This window comes from Erysipelothrix amsterdamensis (assembly GCF_940143175.1).
In the GTDB taxonomy this organism is placed as follows: Bacteria; Bacillota_I; Bacilli_A; order Erysipelotrichales; family Erysipelotrichaceae; genus Erysipelothrix; species Erysipelothrix amsterdamensis.
Genome location: NZ_OW659496.1, coordinates 1502346 through 1515094, shown reverse-complemented (window position 1 = coordinate 1515094; position 12749 = coordinate 1502346). Strand labels below are relative to the sequence as shown.

Genomic DNA, 12749 nt, shown 5'->3' with positions numbered 1-12749 from the left:
AAGGGGTGTTTATATGAAAAAAACTATTGTACCAGAAGGGTATCAGTCCAGGCTTGGTGTTTATGACACACAGACTGCGATTGGTTTTATTAAGCGTTGCTTCGAAGAGGCGCTCACAGGAAGTTTAAAATTAAAACGGGTTTCTGCGCCTTTGTTTGTGGCACGAAATTCGGGTTTAAATGATGACTTAAATGGTGTGGAGCGTCCTGTTCGTTTTGACGTTCCCTCGCTGGATGCAGAGGGTGAAGTAGTACACTCCTTGGCAAAATGGAAACGCATGGCGTTGCATCAATATGATTTTAGAGAAGGAAACGGTCTTTATACGGATATGAATGCAATCCGTCGTGATGAAGAGTTGGATAACATTCACTCAATCTATGTAGATCAATGGGATTGGGAACGTGTAATTTCACGTGAACAACGTACAATTGATTATCTTAAGGATACAGTTCAAAGTATTGTGAATGCAATTGTGGAGACTTCAAGTCGCTTGCATACAAAGTATCAAGATGTCGATGTTATGATTGATTCTAATGTTGCGTTTATTACGAGTCAAGAATTGGAAGACATGTATCCAAACCTAAGCTCTAAAGAACGAGAGAACGCATATGTTAAGGAACATCACACAACGTTTATCATTCAGATTGGTGATAAACTCAAGAGTGGCAAACCACATGATAATCGCGCTCCGGACTATGATGATTGGTCTTTAAACGGAGATTTATTGTTCTGGCATGAACCACTTGGGATTGCACTTGAATTATCAAGTATGGGAATTCGTGTTGATCGTGATGCGATGTTGTATCAACTCAAAGAGGCAAATCAAGAAGATCGCTTAAAATATGATTTCCATAAGATGATTGTAGACGATGAGCTTCCACTAACAATTGGTGGTGGAATTGGTCAAAGCCGAATGTGTATGTTGTTATTAGGAAATGCTCATATTGGTGAAGTTCAAGTGAGTCTTTGGGATGATGAGACTTTAGACACATGTAAGGGAAAAATAGAACTCTTATAATTAAACATAAAAAAACCTCTCAACTGGAACTGAACTAGGGAACTGACCTAGTTCCGTGGGACTAAAGAAAAAAACCTCTTGTATGAGAATTATTGTAAAATAGTTCAATATAGGAGGTTTTTATATGGGAACACGAACTATGCATAGCTATGAGACAAAGATGAAAGTTATAGAAATGAAATTGGCAGGATACTCAAGCAGGTTTATTCAGACTGAACTTGGAATAAAAAATGTAACACAAGTCAAAACATGGTGGAGATGGTATCGAAATGGTGAACACTATCGATTTTCTCAACCTGTAGGCAAGCAATATACTTTTGGAAAAGGGCCTGAAGGAGACACGGTCGAAGAAACACAAAGACTTAGAATTAAATCTTTGGAGCAACAAATTGAACTATTAAAAAAGTATTTGGAAAGAGAAAGGATGTGGTTCCTGAAATAATCATCAAGCTCGTTGAAGAGTATCGCAACACTGTATCTATTAAAGATATCTTGAATCTTTTTGGGGTACCTAAGTCAACGTATTACCGTTGGACTAAAAAAGAGCAACTTGAGTCTAATAATTATTCTGTCAATGAAGCATTAGTAATTGAACTTTGTAAAGAAAATAAATTTCGTTATGGATATCGAAAAATAACTGCATTAATTCGAAAAGAAAGAATTATCAATAAGAACACTGTTCAAAAGATAATGCAGAAACACCAATGTCAATGCCGTGTTAAGGTCAAACGGTATAGAAAAAACAAAAATCCGAAGATCATTATGCCCAATATCATTAATCGCGACTTTAAATCACTACGTCCTCTAGAGAAATTGGTGACAGATATCACTTACATCCCTTATGGCCATAAGATGCTCTATTTATCTACGATCATGGATTTATATAATGGTGAGATTATTGCGTCTACATTGAGTGACAGACAAAACCTAGAATGTGTGGTTGATACATTAAATCAACTTCCGGATATCGTTCAGCCATGTATTCTTCATTCTGATCAAGGGAGTGTCTATACATCAAAAGAGTATCAACTTAGAGTAAAAAATAAAAGCATTACCATGAGTATGTCCCGTAAGGGGACACCCGCTGATAATGCTCCTATCGAATCGTTTCATGCCTCTCTAAAGTGTGAAACATTCGAATTAAACCCAGAACTAAAGGGTTCTACTGAAATTGTATCACAAACTGTGATAAACTATTTAAAATATTACAATGAAAATCGAATACAAGAAAAGCTAGGATATCAATCGCCCGTAAATTATCGGTTAACTTCATCCTAACTTGGTTTTTTCTTTAGTCCCACGGAACTAGGTCAGTTCCCTAGTTCCACTTAAATCGAGAGGTTTTTTTATGTTTAGAAAGCTGGTGAGAGTGTTGCACTGTGTTCTTCTGTTAAGAATTTACGAACTGCATCACTTGTCATTGCTTTTTTAAGTGCTTGAATTTTCACATCTTCTTTATTATCTTCACGTGCTACGAGTGAAATGGCATAGTGTCCATCTGATTTTTCTAAAATCAGTGCATCACTTGGTGTTAGTCCAACTTGTTTTATGTAAGTAGGATAGTTGAATACGAGATCAACTTCTTCATATGCTTGATTTAAAGTTAAGAGATCAACTTCGATAAATTGATAGTTTTTATGATCTGTTACGTCTTTAATCGTTGCATCATATTTAACGCCATCTTTTAATGTGATGAGTCCAGCATCTTGCAAGATTAGAAGGGCACGTGCTTGGTTGACTGCATCATTTGGAATAGCAATTTTCGCGTCATCTTTTAAATCTTTAAGATCTTTAAGATCTTTAGAGTAGAAACCTACAATTGCATCATAGATCGGCTGAATGCCCACAAGAGTTCCACTTTGACTCTTGTTGAACATTTCCATAAATGGAACATGTTGGAAGAAGTTAGCATCGATTTCCTTATTATTAAGAGCAGTATTAGCTTGGGTATTGTCTGAAACGGATACAAGTTCAAGTTCATAACCGTCTTTTTTCAATTCCTCTTTAGCAATTTCGACAACATCGGTCATTGGCATCATATGTGATGCAACCTTTAACTTCATGTCATCTGGATTATTTTTGGCGCCACATGCGGTAAGCATGAGCATTGCTGTGAGTAATACAAGTCCTTTTTTAATCATCTTTTCTCCTTATCGCTTATCAATTCGTTTAGCGATTCTATTTCCTGTAAATTGAATCATCAGTACGAGAACAATCATAATGAGAATGGTTGCATACATGATTTGCCACTCAAATCGCTGATAACCATATCGCATTGCGAAGTCTCCGATACCACCTCCACCAACAACACCCATTACCGTCGAGTAGTTTACATAACTAATAATGGAAGATGTAAGTCCGAGGACAAGGCCTGATCGTGCTTCAACAAACAGAAATTTAAAAACAAGTTGAAACGGTGTTGCTCCAAGTGAGAGGGCACTATCAATAATTCCCTGAGGAACCTCGAGGAGTGCTTGTTCAACAAATCGAGCATACAATGCCGCTGCAACAAAACTCATGGGTACTGAGGCTGCATAAGTTCCAAGTGAAGTCCCAATTAAGAATCGAGTCACTGGAATCATAAACACAATAAACAATAAAAACGGAAACGAACGCACCACATCAACATATCCATTTAAGATAAACGAAACAAATCGGTTTTCGTAATACCCGTCTTTGCGGGTAAGGTAGATAAGTGTGCCCAGTGGTAATCCAATTAAAAGTGCAGATAGAATTGAAAATCCTAAAAGAATAAAGGTTTCGCTCAGTGCTTTAAGCAACTCAGCATGAAATTCAGCGTATATCGATATCATTGTAATAAGTAGTCCTTTGCATGGATTGCGTAAGAGCGTGTTGTATTATCTTCGTCGTGACGATTTACTGAAATCACTTCATGAAGCGTTCCATTATCCAAAATCGCAACCCGATCACACAGCGTCTTCGCAACCTCTAATTCATGAGTAACAATCACAATTGTTGTGCCGAATTGTTGATTAATCTGTTTTAAAACCTCAAGGATTTCTTTGGTAGTATGAGGATCTAAGGCAGATGATGGTTCATCACAAATTAAAATCTTAGGTTTAGTAATCAGTGCACGCGCAATGGCTACACGCTGACGTTCACCACCACTGAGTTGTGCAGGATAGTGGTGGATCTTTGATTCTAAGTGTACAAAGCAAAGTGCTTCAGACACCGCATTACAATCTTTATTCTTTGCAAGTCTTAGTGGCAAGGCAATGTTATCAAACACTGTACGATTCCCCAACAAATTGAAATTCTGGAAAACGACGCCAATCTCTTTACGAAGTGAACGCATTGCGTTACTTGATAGTGATTTTAAATCGGTGCTATCAACGAAAACGACACCTTCATCGGGTAGTTCTAATCCATTGATTAAACGCAACGCAGTTGATTTACCGGCTCCGCTTTCACCAATAATTCCAAAAATTTCAGATTGTTTGATCTCAAAGGAAACGTTGTCGAGTGCCTTGAATGTTTTGTTTTTACCTTGATAATGTTTAGAAACATTTTTAAACTCAATAATAATAAAACCTCCCAGCTCATTAACCCACCGTTATTATAGAGTCTTCACGCAGGATTTTCACCCAATATACTCATAAAAAAAGAATAAAATAACGTGATTAAAATAACAAAATGAGCATTCACAAGGATAGAGAATTAAGACTATTGTATAATAAATATCAAAGGAGAATGATAAACATGACATCGATTTATAAAACAACGGCAATCAATGAAACGACTGTGCCCAATCAAACTCGAATTGAAGATGGTCTGGCACTTGCAATGACACCACCTTTAGACGAACAAGAAGGTTCCAATCCAGAACAACTTCTTGCTATGTCATGGGCAACATGCCTTAATGCTACAAGCCAAGCACTTTTAAAAGCACGCAAACTTGAACATCATTCAAGAGTACGTGTTGAGGTAGACCTCCATAAAGAGGCAAATGGAGTAGGTTATTACTTCAGTGCCTATGCATATTTGGCCGTAGAGGGTCTTTCCCTTGAAGAAAGTGAACGCCTTGTACGTCAAGCCCATGAACGATGCCCTGTATCGAAACTGATTCATGGTAACGAACATGTTGATGTGTTTGTGGAAGCATACTAAGCAGTCGAAAGGACTGCTTTTTTGTATTATGTTATTTGATGTAAATATGAGGAATGAGGCATCGTTTCCACAAAGACATGATATAATCAAAACGTAAAATGAGGTGGTATAAGGATGAAATTAGAAAATGAATCGTTACTTTTAGAATTTGATTGTAAAGGTGCAGAACTTCGTCGTGCATTAAATAAAGAAACGCAAAAAGAATTAATGTGGGATGGTGATGCTGCATTTTGGGGGCGTGTTTCTCCAGTCCTTTTCCCCATAGTAGGAAAAGTATTTAATGGAAAATATACGATCGATGGCCAAGACTACCATTTATCCCAACATGGGTTCTTAAGAGATCAAGAATTTGAAGTGGTCCGTCATACTGAAAATGAATTTGTATTTGAGTATCACAGTGATGATGCAATGTTAGATGTTTACCCATTTAAACATAAAGTTCAAATTGCTTATAAATTAGATGGAAAACGCATCACTGTAACGTGGCATATCTTTAATAAAGATGAGAATGAAATGTTTTATGCAATTGGAGCACATCCTGCGTTTCGACTTGATGATGAAGGTGATTATGAGTTTGTTTTTAAACAAGCTGAAAACGTTCATCAATACGGACTTAAAGAAGGCTTTATTAATGGAAAGGCTCCCGTTCAATTAGATCGACTTGAGGTGAATGAAGCAAACTTCAAGGATACAACCTTAATCTATGATCATACTTCAGAAGTAACATTAATAAATAAGAACACCCAAGAAGCTGTTACGGTAGGATATGAAGGTTTTGACTATTTAGCGTTATGGCGTCCTTGTAAGGAGGGTGTGATGGCACCTTTTGTATGTATTGAACCTTGGGTTGGTATTGCGGATGAATACGGTGGATATCCTGACATTCGTGAAAAGCTTGGAATTAAGCGTCTTCAGAAAGGTGATGACATTGTCCATCAATATACGGTGACGTTTCAATGAAGCAAAAATTTATTCAAATGATGCAGGGCCGTTATGGAACGGATAAACTGAATCAACATCTTCTTTATTTAGGTGTGGTTGTGGCTCTTGTTGGGATTTTTACCCGCCAAGTTTGGCTACAAGGGGTTTGGCTTTTACTTTTAGTTTATGTCTATTACCGTACCTTCTCGCGTAAGATTCAAAAACGATATCAAGAGAATCAAGCGTATCTTACATTCTTAAGTAAGGGAAAAGCAAAATGGGATCGCATTAAGTCATGGCCGAAGTATAAATATTTCACATGCAAGACGTGTGAAACTCGACTTCGTGTACCCCGACGAAAAGGAAAAATTGAAATTACGTGTCCAAACTGTAAAACAAAATTTGACGCAAAATCATAAAACTTACTAAATTCGTGATAGTTTTCACAATGAAAACGCTTAACTTGTTTCTTCATCACGAATTTAGTTTTTATTTGCGCATTTTTACGTTGATTTGTTTGAGTCAGCCCTTAATCCAACATACAATATGTATGTGAAAGAAATAACAAGGGAGGTCACATACCATGACAACTAAAAAAGTAGAATTGGACAACGAAGTTAATGAACTCGTTGCGAATGCTCAAAAAGCGTTAAAAAGTTTTATGGATTTAAATCAAGAACAAGTCGATTATATTGTTGCGAAGGCAAGTGTTGCTGCACTCGATCAACACGGTGTTTTAGCGCAACTTGCTGTTGAAGAAACAGGACGAGGCTGTTTTGAAGACAAGGCAACCAAAAACTTATTTGCATGTGAACATGTTATTAACCATATGCGTCACCTTAAAACAGTTGGCGTTATCAGTGATGATGAAATCACAGGAATTACCGAAATTGCAGATCCAGTAGGGGTTATTTGTGGAATTACACCCGTTACAAACCCAACATCAACTGCAATTTTCAAATCATTAATCTCACTTAAAACAAGAAATCCAATTATTTTCTCATTCCACCCATCTGCACAAAAATGCAGTATTGCGGCTGCGAAGGTTGTTTATGAAGCTGCAGTTGCTGCAGGGGCTCCTGAACACTGTGTTCAATGGATTGAACGTGGATCAAAAGAAAAAACAGATGAACTGATGAATCACGATGGTGTTGCGACAATTCTTGCAACCGGTGGTAATGCAATGGTTCGTGCTGCTTACTCATGCGGTAAACCTGCACTTGGTGTTGGTGCCGGAAACGTTCCTGCATATATTGAAAAATCAGCAGATGTTGCCCAAGCTGTAAATGATATTGCTCTATCAAAATCATTTGATAACGGTATGATCTGTGCATCAGAACAAGCAGTGATTATTGATGCAGACGTTTACGATGAAGCCATTGAAAAATTCAAGAAATACGGTATGCACTTCCTCTCAGCTGCAGATAAGAAAAAAGTTGAGAAATTTATGTTTGGTGTTTCCAGTGGTGATGCAAATGTCCTTGAAGCAAAATTAAATCCAAATGTTGTAGGTAAAGATGCAACATGGATTGCTGAACAAGCAGGGATTAAAGTACCTTCAAATACAGTAATCTTAGCAGCAGAATGTAAAGAAGTAGGCCCAAATGAAGTTCTAACACGTGAAAAACTATCACCTGTTCTTGCAGTCTTAAAATCAAAAGACAGCGACGAAGGAATTAGCTTAGCACGTCAAATGGTTGAATTTGATGGATTGGGTCACTCAGCTGCAATCCATACAAAATCAAAAGAACTTTCCGAAAAATTTGGAGAAACAGTTCCTGCAATCCGTATTATCTGGAACTCACCATCAACCTTTGGAGGAATTGGTAACATCTATAATGACTTTATTCCTTCATTAACACTTGGTTGTGGTTCATATGGACATAACTCAGTAGGCGATAACGTAAGTGCTGTTCACCTCTTGAATATTAAAAAGATTGGGAGACGTAATAACAATATGCAATGGTTCAAAGTACCATCAAAAATTTATTTCGAAAGAAACTCAATTCAATATTTAAAATCAATGCGTGATGTTGAACGTGTATTCGTTGTAACAGACCGTGCTATGGTTGATTTAGGTTACTACAACTTAATTGTTGAACAACTTAATAAACGTCGTAATAAAGTTCAAATTCAATTATTCTGTGATGTTGAACCTGATCCATCATTAAACACAGTTAAACGTGGTTATGAAATGATGAAATCATTCCAACCGGATACAATTATTGCTTTAGGTGGTGGTTCACCAATGGATGCCGCTAAAGGTATGTGGATCTTCTATGAACATCCAGATGTAGACTTTAATGATCTTAAACAAAAATTTGTGGATATCCGTAAACGTGCATTCCGTTACCCAGACTTGGGCGAAAAAGCACAACTTGTATGTATCCCAACAACTTCCGGTACCGGTAGTGAGGTTACACCATTTGCAGTTATCACCGATACAGATGCAAATAAGAAATATCCACTTGCTGACTACTCACTTGTTCCAACTGTTGCGATTGTTGATTCAATTTTCACAACAAACCTTCCTGCATCCGTAACGGCAGATACAGGTCTTGATGTATTAACACATGCTACTGAAGCTTATGTTTCAAACTTCGCAAATGACTATACAGACGGTCTTGCAATTCAAGCAATTAAGATGGTATTCGCAAACCTTGAACGTGCGGTACATAACGGTAAAAATGACTTGGATGCACGTGAAAAAATGCATAATGCTTCAACCCTTGCAGGGATGGCATTTGCGAATGCATTCTTAGGTATGAGTCACTCATTGGCACATAAAATTGGTGGTAAATTCCACGAAATGCCTCACGGACGTATTAATGCAATTCTCTTACCTTATGTTGTACGTTATAATGGAACACATCCAGAAAAACCTTCATTATGGCCAAAATACAATGTATACCGTGCTCATGAACGTTATGCAGAATTAGCACGTATCCTTGGATTACCTGCAAGCACAACCGAAGAAGGTGTTGAAAGTTATGCCCAAGCATGTCATGACTTAGCCGTTCGTTGTGGTATTAAGATGAGTTTCCAAGAACAAGGTGTTAATGAAAAAGCATTTATGGCTGAAACAGAAACCATTGCTTATCTTGCATACGAAGACCAATGTTCACCATGTAACCCACGTCTTCCACTTGTTAAGGATATGAAAGAAATTATTGAACATGCTTACTATCCTGCAGGAAAAATTCCTACAAAAACAAAAAAATAATTTAACGATTTAAAAAAGCATCGCTCTACCGGTGCAAATAAAAAGCCCACATCAGTGAACTGCTCCCTGTCAAGTAGACAGGTGAAATAAATAAAATATCCAAGATGATTTATCACTTTATGATGAATCATCTTTTTTATGCTACAAGTGACTGCATTTGTTTTTCTCTAATGTTTGACCAGTAAGCTTCAATCTTCTTGTTAGTTGGAATCGCGTAGACTACAGGTGTCTCTGTTCCTAGCGCTTCAGTTCGAACCATCATTGGTGTTTTGTTTTTGAAGCGTTTCTGAAGTCTCTTGTTGTTATAAAAATCAATATACACTTCAATTGCTTTCTTCAATTCGCTTCTTGTACTGAATTCATTAGGGTAGTACATTTCTGATTTGATTGTTCCCCAAAATCCTTCCATAGGACCATTATCAATACAATGTCCCACTCTAGACATACTTTGCATCACTCCTTGATCTTCTAGCTGTTTCCTAAATGCCCTACTTGTGTATTGGAATCCGCGGTCACTGTGAAATAAAGGTTTTGCCTCTGGATATCTCGCGATAGCTTTATGATAAGTATCAAACACAAGTTGATTATTGTTCCGATCACTTATTTGATACGCCACAACACTTAAATCATAAAGATCAATAATCGCACTGAGATATAGTTTCTTACTTGAACCTTTAATCTTAAATTCTGTGACGTCTGTCAGCCATTTTTCATTCGGTTTTGCGGCAAAGAAATTTCGATTTAAAATATTTTCAGCTGTGATTTCAGGAGTGCTTCGTGAATATTTTTTAGACTTTTGACGAATCACTGATTTCACCCCTAGCATCTTCATGAGTCTATGAATCCTCTTCGAGTTATATTGAACGCTATTCAACTCATTGATCCAATCCGTCATGCGTCGATAGCCTAAGATATGTCCAAATAGTTCATCATAATCAAGAATGAGATTGCAAAGCTCATGATTTTCAATTTCATTGCTTGTTTCAACACGATGCGTCCATTTATAATAACTACTTCTTGCGATTTTAAGTACCTTACACATCCACTGAATACTCCAGCCATGTTTATGATGTAGTTCCTGCACTGCGAGATACTTTACTTCTTGTTTTGCTTTGGAGAATATCGCCCCCTTTCGATTTCCTTCACTTTTTTTAATAGAATGTTCTCGCGTTCTTTCAGTTCGAGTTGTCTTTCAAGTAGTTTTACTTTACGTTCTAAACGTTCTTCATTACTAAGTTGATCTTCTTGTTTTCGCTTGCCACGTTTATCAAGAAGACCATCATCTCCCAATTCGTTATACTTTTTCACCCACTGATAAACCTGAGCATAAGAAAGTTCATAGCGCTCAGCAGTCCCCTTATAATCGTAGTCATGTTCAATACAATATGCGACAATTTCCTGACGCTCCTCAATTGTTGTTTTTCTACCTTTTGTCATATAGACTTCTCCTTTAGGATCGTAATCCTTTATAGTTTCAAGTCTATTATACTTTTTTATCCATCCGCGCAAAACCTCATGGGAACTTATACCATATTTAATACTAATATCTTTAAGAGAACCTGCGCCTTCAAGATAATCCCTAATTGCGGATTCCTTGAGCTCTTTCGAATAACTTTTGTTTCGATCTTTATCTGAAAAAACTTCAATACCATAAGTTTGATACTTTTTCACCCAACTACGTAATGTACTAGAATCAATAGATAATTCTTCAGCTATTTCTGGTGCACCTTTTATGCCATTCAAATATTCATTAATTGCTTGTTCTTTTATTTCGGCTGGATATTTATTCTTTCTCCCCATAGAAAAAGCTCCTCCTTTTTTGTAGTGCCCGATTTTATTTATTTCGGGTGTCTACTTTAAGGGGAGCTTATCACAGTTGTGGGCTTTTCTTTAATTATTTAAAATCTTTTTCGAATTCATCAAGGCTTTCTTTAAGTAGTGTTACCGTATAAGCCATGCTTGGACCACCACCAAATGCAACAGAAACAAGTGCAGCTTCTTCAATTTCCGGACGTGTTGCACCATGTTTTAATGCTTCATGTGTATGGTAAACAATGCAGTATTCGCAACGGTTATATACCGCAATCCCAACACTGATTAATTCTTTCGTTTTAGGATCCAATGCTCCTGGAGCATAACTTTTTCCTAAAAGATTCATAAACGCACCAACACCCTCGCGTTGTGTACGTGATAATTCAGTTAAACCACCTGTAAAAGCTTTATACATTTCTCTAACATCATATTGTGCCATGATCGTTCCTCCTCTATGTATACGTCAATGCTAACACAAAAAGAAATATCTTCAATTGTTTTATCCATACTTTTTTTGAATTACCGATATTTGTTAAACTTATGGAAAACGGTGGCTGCTGAATCAATTGTGTAAAAGGTTCTTCACATGAATAAAATATCAGTTACAATAGAAGTAAGAATGGAGGGGGAATATGAAAAAAGTTAGACTTAAAGATATTGCGAAGTTAGCGCATGTTTCAGAAGCATCCGTTTCTTTAGTATTAAATGACGCGCCCTCACGGATTTCAGAAGCTAAGAAAACGGAGATTAAGCGAATCGCGAAAGAGTTAAACTACCGACCAAATTATGTTGCTCGTAGTCTCTCTACCAATAAAACGCAAACGATCGGCTTAATCATTCCAGATATTGAGAACCCTTATTTTTCATCGTTTTCGAAACATGTCGAAGACTTACTCCGTAAAGAAGGATATCTCGTTTTTATGGTCAACAGTGATGATCATGTGGAAAATGATCGCACGCTTATTAAAGAACTTAAAGATCGACAAGTTGATGGGTTAATTCTCTGTCCTGCTTTGGATGCATACCGTGTGAATGCGGATGTACAACAGGAATTGGATTCGATTGGTGTTCCGTTTGTGTTGGTAGACCGCATTTTTGAAAACATTCAAACAAATCAAGTTTCTTACGATAATGAATATGGTGGGTATCTGGCGACACAATACCTTATTGAACAGGGTTGTAAACACATTGCATGTTTTACCGGATCGTTGCTTACTTATGGGGGACGACAACGTTATGAAGGACATCTACGTGCTTTAAAAGAATCGGGGTATTCTATAGCGAAAGAAAATCGTTATGAAGGAGATTATCGTTATGAGACGGGGTATGTTTTTGGGAAGGATGTTGTAGCACGTAAAGACATTGATGGGGTCTTTGCATGTAATGATCTCATGGCTTACGGATTGCTTAAGGCGATGGATGAAGCAGGGCTGACTCAGAAAACCCTTAAAGTTGTGGGGTATGATAATTTAAAACAATCAGAGATGTTTGGGATTCCGTTAACTTCTGTTTCTCAAGATCTTTCTGTTTTAGCGATGCACGCATGCAAACAGCTTCTTAAACAAATTGAAAATCAAAATTATCAAGAAGATACCGTATTAAAACCGGAACTTGTTAAATAAGCATGAACAATGGGTTCATGTTTTT

The 12749-nt window shown here is 37.1% G+C and carries 13 protein-coding genes; 7 read left to right on the top strand and 6 right to left on the bottom strand.

What is annotated here, in order from left to right:
• Positions 1-13 precede the first annotated feature (13 nt).
• The gene (asnA, locus tag NMG63_RS07315; protein ID WP_254006835.1) at positions 14-1018 is read left to right on the top strand and encodes an aspartate--ammonia ligase; all 1005 of its coding nucleotides are present in this window, start codon (positions 14-16) and stop codon (positions 1016-1018) included.
• 124 nt (positions 1019-1142) lie between these two features.
• A protein-coding gene (locus NMG63_RS07310) for an IS3-like element ISErh1 family transposase (protein ID WP_254006834.1) occupies positions 1143-2296 on the top strand; the annotation gives its coding sequence in 2 pieces (ribosomal slippage) (positions 1143-1416 and positions 1416-2296; 1155 coding nt in all).
• 74 nt (positions 2297-2370) lie between these two features.
• On the opposite strand, the gene NMG63_RS07305 is transcribed toward NMG63_RS07310, so the two are convergent.
• Genes NMG63_RS07305 through NMG63_RS07295 form a run of 3 tightly spaced genes read right to left on the bottom strand, consistent with a single transcriptional unit; the run spans position 2371 to position 4559 of the window.
• Positions 2371-3159, bottom strand: coding sequence for a MetQ/NlpA family ABC transporter substrate-binding protein (locus tag NMG63_RS07305; protein ID WP_254006833.1), 789 nt, complete (start codon positions 3157-3159; stop codon positions 2371-2373).
• 9 nt (positions 3160-3168) lie between these two features.
• Positions 3169-3831, bottom strand: coding sequence for a methionine ABC transporter permease (locus NMG63_RS07300; RefSeq protein ID WP_254006832.1), 663 nt, complete (start codon positions 3829-3831; stop codon positions 3169-3171).
• Entirely contained in the window at positions 3828-4559 is a 732-nt protein-coding gene (locus tag NMG63_RS07295; protein WP_254007456.1) for a methionine ABC transporter ATP-binding protein, read from the bottom strand. The genes NMG63_RS07300 and NMG63_RS07295 overlap by 4 nt, the downstream gene beginning before the upstream one ends.
• 179 nt (positions 4560-4738) lie before the next feature.
• Between NMG63_RS07295 and NMG63_RS07290 the strand changes: the two genes are divergently transcribed.
• The 4 genes from NMG63_RS07290 to adhE all read left to right on the top strand — a co-directional run bounded on the left by NMG63_RS07290 (position 4739) and on the right by adhE (position 9290).
• Entirely contained in the window at positions 4739-5146 is a 408-nt protein-coding gene (locus tag NMG63_RS07290; protein ID WP_254006831.1) for an OsmC family protein, read from the top strand.
• Between the two features lie 114 nt (positions 5147-5260).
• Positions 5261-6106: an aldose 1-epimerase family protein gene (locus NMG63_RS07285; protein ID WP_254006830.1), complete on the top strand. Its 846-nt coding sequence runs from the start codon at positions 5261-5263 to the stop codon at positions 6104-6106.
• Positions 6103-6486: a hypothetical protein gene (locus NMG63_RS07280; RefSeq protein WP_254006829.1), complete on the top strand. Its 384-nt coding sequence runs from the start codon at positions 6103-6105 to the stop codon at positions 6484-6486. The genes NMG63_RS07285 and NMG63_RS07280 overlap by 4 nt, the downstream gene beginning before the upstream one ends.
• A gap of 164 nt (positions 6487-6650) precedes the next feature.
• On the top strand, positions 6651-9290 hold the full coding sequence (gene adhE, locus NMG63_RS07275) for a bifunctional acetaldehyde-CoA/alcohol dehydrogenase (protein ID WP_254006828.1): 2640 nt from the start codon (positions 6651-6653) through the stop codon (positions 9288-9290).
• A 136-nt stretch (positions 9291-9426) separates the two neighbouring features.
• On the opposite strand, the gene NMG63_RS07270 is transcribed toward adhE, so the two are convergent.
• From NMG63_RS07270 to NMG63_RS07260, 3 genes are all read right to left on the bottom strand, one after another.
• A complete protein-coding gene (locus tag NMG63_RS07270) occupies positions 9427-10413 on the bottom strand; it encodes an IS3 family transposase (protein ID WP_254007443.1) in 987 nt (328 codons plus the stop codon).
• Positions 10386-11090 (bottom strand): helix-turn-helix domain-containing protein, encoded by a 705-nt coding sequence (locus NMG63_RS07265; protein WP_254006375.1) that lies wholly within the window; start codon positions 11088-11090, stop codon positions 10386-10388. Before NMG63_RS07265 ends, NMG63_RS07270 begins: the two co-directional genes overlap by 28 nt.
• Positions 11091-11184: 94 nt before the next feature.
• Complete coding sequence (locus NMG63_RS07260; protein WP_003774883.1) at positions 11185-11541, bottom strand: carboxymuconolactone decarboxylase family protein; 357 nt, start codon at positions 11539-11541, stop codon at positions 11185-11187.
• 193 nt (positions 11542-11734) lie between these two features.
• On the opposite strand from NMG63_RS07260, the gene NMG63_RS07255 reads away from it, so the two are divergent.
• Positions 11735-12724 carry a LacI family DNA-binding transcriptional regulator gene (locus NMG63_RS07255; RefSeq protein WP_254006827.1) on the top strand — a complete coding sequence of 330 codons (990 nt, stop codon included), beginning with the start codon at positions 11735-11737 and terminating at the stop codon, positions 12722-12724.
• The last annotated feature ends 25 nt before the right edge of the window (positions 12725-12749 follow it).

Excerpts from the sequence above, each read along its gene's own strand:
- NMG63_RS07280 (WP_254006829.1), top strand. The coding sequence starts at position 6,103 with ATGAAGCAAAAATTTATTCAAATGATGCAGGGCCGTTATGGAACGGAT.
- NMG63_RS07285 (WP_254006830.1), top strand. The coding sequence starts at position 5,261 with ATGAAATTAGAAAATGAATCGTTACTTTTAGAATTTGATTGTAAAGGT.
- NMG63_RS07305 (WP_254006833.1), bottom strand. The coding sequence starts at position 3,159 with ATGATTAAAAAAGGACTTGTATTACTCACAGCAATGCTCATGCTTACC.
- NMG63_RS07290 (WP_254006831.1), top strand. The coding sequence starts at position 4,739 with ATGACATCGATTTATAAAACAACGGCAATCAATGAAACGACTGTGCCC.
- NMG63_RS07255 (WP_254006827.1), top strand. The coding sequence starts at position 11,735 with ATGAAAAAAGTTAGACTTAAAGATATTGCGAAGTTAGCGCATGTTTCA.
- NMG63_RS07300 (WP_254006832.1), bottom strand. The coding sequence starts at position 3,831 with ATGATATCGATATACGCTGAATTTCATGCTGAGTTGCTTAAAGCACTG.
- adhE (WP_254006828.1), top strand. The coding sequence starts at position 6,651 with ATGACAACTAAAAAAGTAGAATTGGACAACGAAGTTAATGAACTCGTT.
- NMG63_RS07265 (WP_254006375.1), bottom strand. The coding sequence starts at position 11,090 with ATGGGGAGAAAGAATAAATATCCAGCCGAAATAAAAGAACAAGCAATT.
- NMG63_RS07260 (WP_003774883.1), bottom strand. The coding sequence starts at position 11,541 with ATGGCACAATATGATGTTAGAGAAATGTATAAAGCTTTTACAGGTGGT.
- asnA (WP_254006835.1), top strand. The coding sequence starts at position 14 with ATGAAAAAAACTATTGTACCAGAAGGGTATCAGTCCAGGCTTGGTGTT.